Annotated in this window: 9 protein-coding genes; 6 read left to right on the top strand and 3 right to left on the bottom strand. The window is 53.2% G+C overall.

What is annotated here, in order from left to right; all coding sequences use genetic code 11:
- Positions 1–149 precede the first annotated feature (149 nt).
- Genes BLW29_RS31965 through BLW29_RS29910 form a run of 3 tightly spaced genes read right to left on the bottom strand, consistent with a single transcriptional unit; the run spans position 150 to position 3,714 of the window.
- Positions 150–1,763, bottom strand: coding sequence for a glycosyltransferase (locus BLW29_RS31965; protein ID WP_256209065.1), 1,614 nt, complete (start codon positions 1,761–1,763; stop codon positions 150–152).
- Positions 1,760–2,521, bottom strand: coding sequence for a glycosyltransferase family 2 protein (locus BLW29_RS29915; protein ID WP_256209064.1), 762 nt, complete (start codon positions 2,519–2,521; stop codon positions 1,760–1,762). Before BLW29_RS29915 ends, BLW29_RS31965 begins: the two co-directional genes overlap by 4 nt.
- Positions 2,518–3,714, bottom strand: a complete 1,197-nt coding sequence (locus BLW29_RS29910) for a hypothetical protein (RefSeq protein ID WP_143044479.1) — start codon at positions 3,712–3,714, stop codon at positions 2,518–2,520. The genes BLW29_RS29915 and BLW29_RS29910 overlap by 4 nt, the downstream gene beginning before the upstream one ends.
- Positions 3,715–3,968: 254 nt before the next feature.
- On the opposite strand from BLW29_RS29910, the gene BLW29_RS29905 reads away from it, so the two are divergent.
- The 6 genes from BLW29_RS29905 (at position 3,969) to BLW29_RS29880 (ending at position 11,850) form a co-directional block, all read left to right on the top strand.
- On the top strand, positions 3,969–5,804 hold the full coding sequence (locus tag BLW29_RS29905) for a sensor histidine kinase (RefSeq protein ID WP_177186864.1): 1,836 nt from the start codon (positions 3,969–3,971) through the stop codon (positions 5,802–5,804).
- The gene (locus BLW29_RS29900; protein WP_177186863.1) at positions 5,779–6,816 is read left to right on the top strand and encodes a response regulator transcription factor; all 1,038 of its coding nucleotides are present in this window, start codon (positions 5,779–5,781) and stop codon (positions 6,814–6,816) included. The genes BLW29_RS29905 and BLW29_RS29900 overlap by 26 nt, the downstream gene beginning before the upstream one ends.
- Before the next feature lie 136 nt (positions 6,817–6,952).
- Positions 6,953–8,659: a sugar ABC transporter substrate-binding protein gene (locus BLW29_RS29895; protein WP_090986579.1), complete on the top strand. Its 1,707-nt coding sequence runs from the start codon at positions 6,953–6,955 to the stop codon at positions 8,657–8,659.
- A 71-nt stretch (positions 8,660–8,730) separates the two neighbouring features.
- Positions 8,731–9,636, top strand: a complete 906-nt coding sequence (locus tag BLW29_RS29890) for an ABC transporter permease (protein ID WP_090986577.1) — start codon at positions 8,731–8,733, stop codon at positions 9,634–9,636.
- An 18-nt stretch (positions 9,637–9,654) separates the two neighbouring features.
- Positions 9,655–10,548, top strand: a complete 894-nt coding sequence (locus BLW29_RS29885; RefSeq protein WP_090986575.1) for a carbohydrate ABC transporter permease — start codon at positions 9,655–9,657, stop codon at positions 10,546–10,548.
- A 42-nt stretch (positions 10,549–10,590) separates the two neighbouring features.
- Positions 10,591–11,850: a glucosidase family protein gene (locus BLW29_RS29880; RefSeq protein WP_090986573.1), complete on the top strand. Its 1,260-nt coding sequence runs from the start codon at positions 10,591–10,593 to the stop codon at positions 11,848–11,850.
- Positions 11,851–12,301 lie beyond the last annotated feature (451 nt).

Below are 12,301 nucleotides of genomic sequence, written 5' to 3'. Positions count from 1 at the left end.
TCGCCCAAAATAGCGGTTTCGCGGCGATATCTCTATAAAATGTTGGAGAGTTGTGCAGCATTGGTGAGTAATTAGCCTATGGGCCGGATGAATGATGCATATTTTGCAACATTTTTCTCATTTACCCTTAGGGTGCGTGTACACGTACTTCAGCTGCCAGCGTCCCGCCGCTGGAACTGTTCCTCCAATAACAAACCCCATCGGTGCTGCCATCTTCCGATATCGAAAGCGTAGGCTGTGCGCCGCGCATCCGCTCCATACCGCTGTCTCAGATCCTCATCCATTAGAAGCTCGCGCACAGCGGCATACAGCGCATTCTCGGTTGGAGGGACGAGGCGTCCGTTGAAGCCGTCGGTAATAAGGTCGTTGAGGCCGCCGACATTGGTGGCGACTATGGCAACGCCGCAGCTCATCGCCTCTAGGCAGGAGAGGGAGGTTCCCTCCGAATAGACGGTTGGAATAACAGCGACATCCGCCGCTCGGTAAGCATCCCGCACAGAAGAAAAAGCATAGGTGTGATGCTCAATCCGATCGCGGTAAGGGTGACTCTTCAGCCAAGTGTAGAAAGCGAGCGCCACCGGCGTACCTTCGACAAGCTCGCCGGCAAACTCCACCGTCAGCATCGGCATCTCAGCCAGCAGTCGATCGGCAATGAGCATCATCGGCACGATGCCGCGCTCGTAGCTCAGCCGCCTCGGATAGAGCAGCCGAAGCCTCCCGGGAACAAGTTCCGGCAGATGAATGAGGTGGATGGCAGCCTTAATCGGCTCACTAGCGTTCCCAGCCGCTCCTAACACTGACGCACCATCATCCGCCCCAGCCCTCGCCGCTTCTAATTGTGCACCATCATCCGCCCCAGCCCTCGCCGCTTCTAATTGTGCACCATCATCCGCCCCAGCCCTCGCCGCTTCTAATTGTGCACCATCATCCGCCCCAGCCTTCGCCGCTTCTAATTGTGTATCATTATCCACCTCAGCCATAACCGCTTCTAATTGTGTGCTATCTGCCACCTCAGCCATAACCGCCTCTAACACTGATGCCCAATCATCCGCTCCATCTCCCGCCTCGGCAGCCAACGCTAACGTATCAACTCGCTCCTCCAGTATCCGTTCTGCATACTCCTCAGTAACGACTCCGAGCCGCACAACCTCTTCCGCCACATCCTCCGGGCTATCACCCTCCGGTCCGTCATCCACCGCATCATCCTCCAACTCGCCCCGCGGCGTGAACCACGCTGTATCCACCGCATTGGGCAGCAGCTCGAGCCGCTCGGCATCATCATAGGAGCAGCAGGAGCGGCAGTACGTTTGGAAATGCGAGTCGACGGTCACGATGCGTTCCAAGCCGTTGACCGCCCGCTGAATCATAACGGCGACATCCGCCTTGACCACTTCGCTCATATCATGCCAATCCCAGCTGACGCCGTGACAAATACCGATACTGCCCGGTACATACCGAATCGGATGCCACAGGCAGCTCCCATAAATAATAAGCCCCTCAGCTTCAGCGGCCATCCGCTCGAATGCTCCGGCAATATCATTCAGCTCATAGGCAAAACCCCGCACGCTCACATCGTTATAGGTCGTTTCAAAACTGCGAAAATACGACAGCTGATACACGACAGCTCGCCATCCTCGCTCCTGAATAACCCCGCACAGGTCGAAAATATATCGTTCCAAGCCGCCTCCGAACGGCTTCGAATAAGCCTCGCCCTCCGAATAACCGTTCAAGTAGCTGTGCGTCAAAATCGTAACGGTCCTCAATTTCTTCCACCGCCTTCCTCGTCCTCCTGCCAGCGCACAAGATGGGGGTGGGGATCGAGGATGGAGGCGTAATGCTCCAAGCTGCCCCACTTGCCGAGGGGGTCATTAAGCATATAGCGGTCGTATTTGGCCTTCCGCTGCGCCTCGTCGCCAGCCCAGCCGTAATGCTTGACGCGCAGCTCGGATTGGAATCCTGTCAGTGCGGAGCAAGTGACTGGCAGCCGCGGTACATGGTGATTCCAAGCCGGATAGAAGTAGGAATAGAGGGGCAAGTAGCGGACAAGCATCATCGTATGCCGCTTATGAAGCTGCCATAACGGGTCGTCCCGATAGTAGGCGAGCGAGCCCCAGAAATCATACATGCGAAAAGCTACCCAGTCGTACCGATCCTGGTCAATGAGTGCCCTTATCTGCGTCTTTGCCTTCTGCTCGAAGAATTCATCCGCATCGATAGACAGCAGCCAGTCCGGCTCTGTCCGCAAGGCGGCTTCCCATAACAGCTGGCGAAGCCGCGCCTCCTGCCCGAACAGCGGCTCTTCCAGCCGCACCAGCAATTTCACCTTAGGGAAGGCGCTGCAAATATCCGGCGTTCCGTCATCGCTGGCGTCATCGACGATGACGATCTCGTCGACAAAGCCGGACAAGTCTGCCAATGCGGCCTCCAGATAACGACCGGCCTCATTGCGAACCTGCATCATCGCCGTCAGTTTATTGCCGCTTGCCTTACGAAGCGGTCGAGGTCGAGGTGCATCGCTCACGCATATTCCCCCTCTGCCAGCTGATGGGCTTTGTAGTCGACGGCCGCCAGTTCCGCTATGGCTTTCAGCGGCTCCATGCCGGTCATTGCAGCCTGCAGCATCGCGTGTACGGCAGCATGCCGCTCACCCTGGAGCGCAAGCACGGCACCTTCAATCTGCAGTCGTTTCAATCGGGCTTGCACACTGCGCGGCGGCGCCTCCATCAGAGGCAAAGCCGCGTCAGGCCGCCCGCTCAGCATATAAACCTCAACTAAGAGTTCCGCAGCGCGGCTTCGGACACTGGGATCCACGCCAGCACCCCCAACTAGCGGTAGCAATAATTCAGCGGCATGCCGGTAATCGTCATTGAGCCGATAGAGCAGCGCCGAAGCTAGCTTATCCCTACCGCTGGCTAATAGCTCAACCAACTCCGAGAAGGCGTCACGCTCATGATCGGTTACCGCACTGATTCCATACGTATCAATTGCGTCTGACAGCCGCCCCTGCAGCAGCCTTACGGCAGATAAGAAGCGAAAATAAGTGGAAATCGCCCCGGAATCGCCCGTGAAGATCGCCCGCTCGAACGCCGCCTTACCTAACTGCTCGGCCTTATCGGCGTCACCAAGCAAATAGGAATAAACCGTTTGAAAAAAAGTCTGCATGGCCGAAGGCAGCAGCAGCTTCAACTGCTCCTCGCGAAAATCACATCGGCGCAGCAGCTGCAGCTTCGCCAGCGAGGCAACTCCCTTGCCGCTAATCGCATCCCTTACGGCTGCCTCGGCAATCCCGTCCGCCGCCGTGTCGATGCCATCCTGCATGAAGACACGGTCGCGCCGAAACCACTGCTCGAAGTAGAACGGCTCCGAGCCGGCCACGACAAGCGAAGCCGACGCGCACAAGGCGTCGCGGCAGTGCAAATAAGCTTCATCCCCTTGCTCAAGCTCAGCGGGGAGAAGCATGATCAGAGCTTCCGGCTGTCTGCCGGCAATTTCATAAATCCAGCAGGGATGGGTAACAACAGCTGCCGTACTTGCCCACGGAATATCAGCAAGCGTCTCGGGTGCGATAGCGCGATAGCCTTCCGGTGCGCCTGCCATTGCGGCCGCCGAAGCTACGACATAGACAGCCCGCCCGCGGCCGGCTGACTCGATCATTGGACGATAAGGGAAGTCCCCCCACGCACAATGCGGGAACAACACTAGGGTATCTGCCATTTCAGCTCATCCCACCGTTTGAGCGGCACTGCCGCAGGGCAGCGCGCAGACTTTTGACTCATCCATCATTGTATGGATAGGGGGCGACGAACATTCCATTTATGCCCAGTTGCTGCGAATTGAATTGTTATAGCGCTTTCATAGATTATCGATTATATTCAAATTCTAATCGTTCCTCGTTCATTGATTTCATCGACTTATCTCGCGATCAGCGACTACGACGGCGACAGCCATTGCTTATTGGAGGGTTACCTATGAAGCGCTTGAAGTCTGTTTCACTTCAGAAGAAGCTGCTTTTCATTATGATTTTTCTCTATTTTCCGCTGCCGATTCTCGGCTGGATCTGGTATGAGCGGACCTATCAGGTCATTGAGAACAATGCGGTAGATTCCAGCATCCAGATGGTGAATCAGGTCAATCAGCATTTGGAGACGTATTTTACGGAAGTGCAGCGGACCATGCTGCCGATGCTGGCGAGCGACCTGACAGGAGCATTCCTCAACAATCAGGACGATGACCCTATTAAGCGATATGAGCTTTCTTATCGGATCGAGAAAGAGCTGTTTGCCAAGATCGTCATGAATCGGCAGGATATCCAGGGGATCTCACTGATCTCCGACCGCATTAAAGCGACCTCAAGCTCAAGCTTCATGCTCGCGGAACAGCGTTACTCCTTCTATCTCAAACGGCTGAAGTCGCCGGGCAAATTCCGCATCATGGGCTTTGAAGGGACGCCGAGCACAAGGGTCGTAGCAATGGCGATGAAATTTAATCCGCCGCAAAGCACGATGAAGCAAGGGATGCTCATCGTGGACCTTAAGCGCGACGAGATGGTGCATATCATTCAGCAGGTGCAGCTTGGGCGGACAGGCTTTGTGTGGGTGGCGGATTCCGCCAATCAAGTCATCTATCATCCGCAGGATGACCATCTGTCGCAGGTAGTCCCGGCTAATTATCTGAAGGAGATGGGCTCGAAGCAAAGCGGCACCTTTACGATGAATACGGATCAAGGGAAGAAGCTCGTCGTGTTTATACGTTCAGACCGTACCGATTTGACGTTGATCTCGGAGGTGCTGTTGTCGGAGCTCAATCAATCCATCGTCACCGTAAGCCGAATTTCAATTGTCGTGCTGGTGCTGCTCTTCCTGCTTTCCATGCTGGCTGCCAGCGGAGTGGTTTACTCCATTACCAAGTCCTTGGTGAAGCTGCTGCAGCTCATGAAGAGCGCAGAAATGGGTGATTTCACCGCGAAAGCTCCAAGTGAAGGCGGCGGACATGAGATTGGAAGCTTGTACCGAGGCTTTAACAAAATGGTCGAGGAAATCAAACGGCTCATCGAAATCGTGCATGTGTCCGAGCTTCGCGAGAAAGAGCTTGAAGTGAAGCAGAAGGAGTCGCTGCTGCATGCGATGCAGGCGCAGATCAATCCTCATTTTCTATACAACACCTTGGAGTTTATTAACTCCAACGCCATCGTGGAAGGGAACGAGAAGATCAGCAATATGATTGTTTCCTTAGGGGACATGTTCCGCTACAATGTGCAGAATCCGAACGGCGGCGTGTTTCTGGCCGATGAATTACAGCATATCGAAGCTTATCTGGCGATTCAATCCGAGCGTTATCCAACGTTTACGTATCGGATCGACGTCGATCGTGCAACAGCGGCTTCGATTCCGGCCGTGCGTTCGACGCTCCAGCCGATTGTGGAGAACTGCTTCAAGCATGGCTATGAACGCCATAAACTCCGTCCCGGCGCAATACGAATTGCGGGCAGTATCGTCGATGACAATCGATTCGTGCTGGAGATCACAGATACCGGACATGGCATGCCGCCTGAAACGATGGAACGATACAATACAGTCTTCTTGCAAAACGAAACCGATGCAGCGAGCCGCTTCAGCCCGCAACCGGGCTCGCTGTCAATTGGATTGCATAATGTGCATTCACGCCTGCGGATGCTCTTCGGAGAACCGTATGGCCTGTATATTGCCGCCTCGGACGAGAACGGAACGACGATTCAATTGGTGCTGCCGCTGCAGGCCCAATCTAAGGAGGACAAGAACGATGAGCTACCGCATCTTGCTGGTTGATGATGAACCGATGATCAAGCTGAGCATGCGCAAAATCATAACCGACACGCATCCCGATTTCGTAATTGTGGGGGATGCGATGGATGGTCAAGAAGCGCTGGAATTGGCGGAGCGGGAACAGCCGCATGTCATCATTACCGATATCAGCATGCCCGTCATGGGCGGGCTGGAGCTGATTCGCGCTATACACGAGAAGGGCTGGAAGCCGGAGATCGTGATCCTATCCGGTTATGGGGAGTTTGATTATGCGCGGGAAGCGCTGCGCTATGGAGTAGCCGATTATATTTTAAAGCCGATTCGCGTCTCTGCCGTGAAGGAACTCATGGTAGGGCTCTATGAGAAACATCGGGAGAAGATCGAATGCAGCCGCACGAAGAACAACCTGATGCTCCAATGCCTGCAGGCATCCGGCGGATTATTCGAGCTGATCTGGAAGGTGGACGAGCCCGGCGTGAAAGCGGCGGCCGAAGAGGTTGTGAGGATGATACTGAGCTATGAGCTGCCGGATGAGCAGAAGAAAGAAAGCTTGCTCGACACCGCCGCTGCCATTCGGCATCAATCGGAAGAGCGGGGCACGCCGCTTGCCTTCGAGCTCGTATGGAGGGAGCAGCTCCCGGAGATGATTCAGGACTTTCACGACATGCTTCTTCATGAGCTGGGACAAGTAAGAAGCAGTCGAAATTGGGGGAAACACTCCGCCATTTCCGAAGCCATTGCCGTGATTCAAGCTCGTTACGCCGATCCGCAGTTCAAGCTGGATGAGCTGTTGTCGGTGCTCAATATATCGGTCACGCATTTCTATAATATGTTCAAGCAGGAAACAGGAAAATCGTTCATCTCCTACTTGATTGAATACCGGATTGAGCAAGCCAAAGGGCTGTTCAGTCAGCAGAAACAGCTCAAAACCTATGAAGTCGGCGAGCAGGTGGGGTATCCGGATTACCCGCATTTCACCAAGCTGTTCAAGAAGGTTGTCGGCGTCACGCCAAGCGAATATCGGAAGCTCGTGTAAACGCTGTCATTCCAGTGATGAATAACACATACTCGTGAAGATATGTACATCCTCAATTCCCTTCATGTCCCCTAGTATAAGTCATGTAAGCATTGCGTCTTGAGCGAAACACTATCACTGTTAGGGGGATGAAAGGATGAAATTCAGAAAAAGCACGGCTATCGTATTAGGCTCGGTGCTTCTAACCGGAGGACTGCTGGCCGGCTGCTCGGACAATACCAAGGATACGAACACGAGCGATGACACGAATAGCGCAGCAGCAAACACGCAGCAGAATACAGAGACAGATGCAGCGGCTGCACCGAAGGTCAATATGTTCGGCTGGGCGGTTCCGGAGAAGACCATTACGATCGATTACTATTCGGCAGACAAAGACAATCCCGATAAAGCGGCGAAGAAGCTAGTCGCCATGCATGATTACCTCCTTGAAAATTTCAACGTCGACGTGAAGAAAACGCAATATGACGTGGATGGCAAAGAGAAGCTGAACCTGATGCTGGCTTCCAGCGATTACCCCGGTGTGATGTCCTCCATTGACAGCGAGTCGCTCGACAAATGGCGTTCCCAAGGCAAGCTGATCGACTTAGCTCCTCTGGTAGATAAGTACGGCCCGAACATCAAGAAAGAGCTCGGTGCCAAATACGGCTCCTATCTGGACAAGGACGGCAAACTCTGGGGAATTCCAAGAGGCTGGGGTTACCTGCCGATTCCGGACTTTAGTGCTCATATTCGCTGGGATTGGTATCAAGCGATGGGCTCGCCGAAGATCGAGACGCCGGATGATTATTACAATGTGCTGAAGCAAATGGTGGCTGAACATCCGAAGAACGCGCAAGGCGAGAAAACGTACGCGATTTCCTGGAACGATCAGGTCGGTATCAATAACGTAATGGGAATTTGGGGCTTAAAGGATGGCTACAAAGACGATGCAAGCCACAACCTGACGCACTGGCTGAATACATCGGAAGGTCTTGAGGCGGTTAAATACTACAATCGCTTCTTCCGCGAAGGGCTGATGGATCCGGACAGCTTCTTGAATAAATTCGATGACTGGAAGCTCAAATTCTCGAACGAACGGATTCTCGGCCATATCGGGACTTGGTGGCAGTCGTGGAATGCCGGCCATGAGGTGTGGAAGACGACTATGCAGGGCTGGACGGATGAGCAGCGCTACGTGCAAATCAGCTTGAAAGCGCCTGAGGCCGAAGCTGCTTACTTGTCGCCGAAAGATACGACAGGCTGGAATTACACCGTCATTACGGATAAAGAAGAGCATCCCGAAGACATCATCAAATTCCTGGATTTTGAAATGACGCCAATCGGCACACGTTTATTGGGCTGGGGTATTCCGAATACACCGGATTCCGTTTGGAACTATGAAGAAGGCGGCAAATGGTCCTTCAACGATAAGCAGAAGCAGGAGCTGTTCTCGGGTACGCTTGATTTTGAGAAGGAAGATGAGGTTACGGGCTGGAATCAAATTTGGCTGGCTCATCCGCAAGGACTCATGAGTGACGACAACAAGAGCACCGCTTGGTACGATCAGAACTTCAACATGGAAGACAAGTGGAAAGCGCTGATGAACACGAACCTGAAGGATACGATTTATGACAATACCGCAAGACGCGTTGTCTTCTCGGTCGATAATCCGCTTACCATCGTCAATCAGCAGATTGAAGATTTGATCAAAACCGGCTTCGCCAAGGCCGTCATGAGCAAATCCGAGCAGGATGCGGTTAACGCCTTCAACGATATGCGCGATAAAGCGGAGAAGCTTGGCCTGAAAGATATCGAAGCCTTCCGTACTAAGGAGTATCAGAGCAATTTGGCTAAAATGCAGTAACGACGCGCAAAGCGGGGGAATCGTTCCTGTTCGGGGCGGTTCCCTTTCTCATAGGAAATGGAGGCTCAAGTATGACACAGCTGTGGAAAAGAGTGCGGCGTGAACGGCAAATTTGGCTGCTCTGTATTCCGATGATCGCATGGGTGCTTACCTTCTCGTACTACCCCATGTATGGACTGCTCATCTCCTTTCAGAATTATATCCCCGGACATTCCATGTTCTCCAATTGGATCGGGCTGGACAATTTCGTGCGCTTCTTCAATGAACCGGATTTCCTGCAAATCATGCGCAATACGCTCGTAATCAGCTTCTTAAATCTGATCGTCGGTTTTCCTGCCCCGATTATTCTCGCGCTGCTGCTGAATGAATTGAGAGGCCGTTATTTTAAAAAGACCATTCAATCGCTGTCGTACATTCCTTATTTTATCTCCTGGGTAGTGGTGGCCAACATCCTCATTACGCTGCTGGGAAGCGACGGGATTCTGAACGATATATTGCTCAGGCTTGGCTTCATTGACGGACCGATCGGCTTTCTGACAGAGGGCAAATACTTCTGGACCATTCTGGTTAGCAGCAACGTGTGGAAGGACATGGGCTTCTCCGCCATTATTTATTTGTCCGCCATTGCCGGGATTGATAAGGAGCAGTATGAAGCAGGCCGGGTAGACGGGCTGGGGCGCTTCGGTCTTGTGCGTCATATTACGCTGCCCGGCATCCGCTCTACTGCCGTACTTCTGCTCATCCTCGCAATCGGCGGCATACTGAATGCCGGCTTCGAGCAGCAGCTCTTGATCGGCAATCCGCTCACGCAGGATCATTACGAGGTTATTGATACGTATGTGTATCGCTTCGGCGTACAGCTCGGGAATTACTCCTACGGAACAGCCGTCGGTTTGATGAAGAGTGGAATCGGTCTGATTCTCGTCATCGTGGCGAACCGCTTGTCCAAGCGCTACATGCAATCATCTATTTTCTAGGAAGGAGGACTGCCTGCGATGGAAACCTCTTATATCAAGAACTCTTTTGCGAGCCGGGTGGCGGATGTCCTCATTGTTGCTGCTCTGCTGCTGTTGGCTTTTATCGTTGTCTATCCGTTCATCAATCTGCTGGCTCTGTCCTTTAATGACGGCAAAGATGCGGCGCGCGGCGGCATTTACTTCTTCCCTCGCAAGTTTTCATTCTCTGCTTATAGCATGCTCTTCGAGAATGAGAAGCTGCTGAAAGGACTCGGCTGGTCCGTTCTGCGTGTCGTGGTCGGCACGGGAACCTGCTTATTGGTTACAGGGCTCCTATCTTACATCATCAGTATTCGGACATTCTCGGGCCGCAAGTTTATGCGCATTCTGTTCTTCATGACGATGTACTTCAGCGGCGGCATCATCCCGACTTATATTCTGATGAACCAGCTGCATCTGACGAATACGTTCCAGGTGTACTGGATTCCGGGGCTTATTAATGCGTACTTCATGCTGCTCATGGCTTCTTATATCTCCGACCTGCCGGAAGCGCTGTTCGAATCGGCTCGGATTGACGGAGCCAGTGAGCTTCGCATCTATTGGCGCATTGTCATTCCTGTAGCGATGCCCGTGTTCGCCGCGGTGTCTATCTATGGAGCAGTGGGGCATTGGAACTCTTGGTTTGATGTCATTCTGTATAACTTTAACGGGAAGTTCGATACGCTCCAGGTGTATCTTCGTAGGCTGCTTCTGGAAGTCGAGGCTACACAGCAAATTCGCGATCAACAGCTGCTGCTGCATAAGTTTCAGGGCTTATCTCCGCAGACGCTGCGTGCGGCGACAACTGTCCTCGTGACGGTGCCGATTCTGTGCGTGTATCCGTTTTTGCAGAAGTATTTTATCGGCGGGATTACGTTAGGTTCGGTTAAGTAGATTGGGTTGCTTGGAGATAAAGTCGGTTAAGGAGTGAGTCCGATGTCCGTATTAAGTCCGTTTAAGCTGACGTCTTCGTCCGAGGTGCTGGAGGCTGCTGCGCGCTGGGCGAAGGAGCAGGCGCTGGCGTATGCGTCGGTAAGTGATCCGGTTGGGCCTTGGTATGAAGCTGCACTGCCGGGGCGTCAGGCATTCTGCATGAGAGATGTGGCGCATATGAGCGCCGGTGCCGCCGTGCTTGGATTAGGCGCACATACTAAGAATATGCTGCTGAAGTTTGCGGAGAACATCAGCGAATCCAAGGATTGGTGTACGTACTGGGAAATCACGAAGGACGGGCTTCCATGCCCGGATGATTATACGAGTGATGAGGATTTCTGGTATAACCTGCCCGCAAACTTCGATGTGATTGACTGCTGCTATCGGCAGTATTTGTGGAGCGGGGATCGGGAGTATTTGACCGATGAGCGTTTTGTTGCTTTCTATGAGCGCAGCTTAAATGACTATGTGCAACGCTGGGATCGCGATGGCGACGGCATTCCCGACCATGTGAAGGGTGAGGGTCGGCGCGGCATTGCGTCTTATGTGGAGGATTCGCTGACGCCGAAGGTAGGAGGCGATCTGGTTGCGGCGCAATTTGGCGCGTATGCCGCCTATAGTGCGATTGCATCACTGCGCGGAGAGTTTGATAAAGCGGCGCATTATATGGCTTTGGCGGAGCGGCTGCAGCGTATGTTCGACGCAGAGTGGTGGAGTGAGGCGGAGCAGCGGTTCAGTGCGGCTATTTTGCAGGATGGTCGTTACCATACGCGGTTCTATTTGTCGGCGCAATACATGCCTGTATACTTTGGATTGATCTTGTCTGGCGAGAAACGGCGGCTGGCGGTGCAGGATATCATTCGCAACGGCGTCTCCAATGTGGAGGAGATGTCGCATTTGGCTGATATCTACTATGCCACGGATGAGAAGGAAGCGGCCTATCAGGCAATGTTGGCGCTGTGTGACGAAGGGATGGAGCGCAGAGAGTACCCGGAAGTGTCGTATTCCGTTATCGGGAATATGGTCACGGGGATGCTAGGCGTCCGACCATATGCCGACCAGCAGCTCATCGAGATTACGCCGCAACTGCCGGATGGAGTGGACTGGGTACGAGCAGAAGGAATTGCGATGCTGAGCAATACGCTTATGGTTGAAGTTCGCGATGGCCGCATAACGGTAGCTAACCAGTCGGGACCGGTTATCCATGTGCGCATTGGCGATAAGCGGGTTTCGCTGGAGGAGCGGGAAGAATTCAGCGTGTGACGATGAGGACGGCTAGGACGGCTCGAGCCGGCGGTGATACGGTGATGCGGTCCTTCTACTTAGGCGTGGCGAGTGCGTGATTGTTGCAGGAAATGCAACAAATCAGCTGTCACGCGGGTAAAGGGTAACCTCTGTTGCCATCTGCTGCTTAGGCGGGGCTTTGGAGCGAACGAGTGTGCGTGATTGTTGCATAAAGTGCAACAATTCGGCTGTCAGAGGTTACTGAGGGAGCTAATGTTGCAGGAAATGCAACATTTCTGAGCAGATGAGCGCCATATGAGCGTATTAGCCTGAAAATGTTGCATTTTATGCAGGACTGTTGATTAACCAAAAAAAGGTAGCAAAAAGACCGCTCATTCGGTAATGTGTTTGTACCCCTACAAACATCCGAAATGAGGCGGCCCTATGAAAAAGTCTACTATGTTTACCACCATCCTGCAAACGATTTTAC

It is taken from the genome of Paenibacillus sp. CF384, assembly GCF_900106745.1.
Lineage (GTDB): Bacteria > Bacillota > Bacilli > Paenibacillales > Paenibacillaceae > Paenibacillus_Z.
Note: the sequence above shows the minus strand (reverse complement) of the source record. Positions and strands in the feature narration are given on the sequence as shown.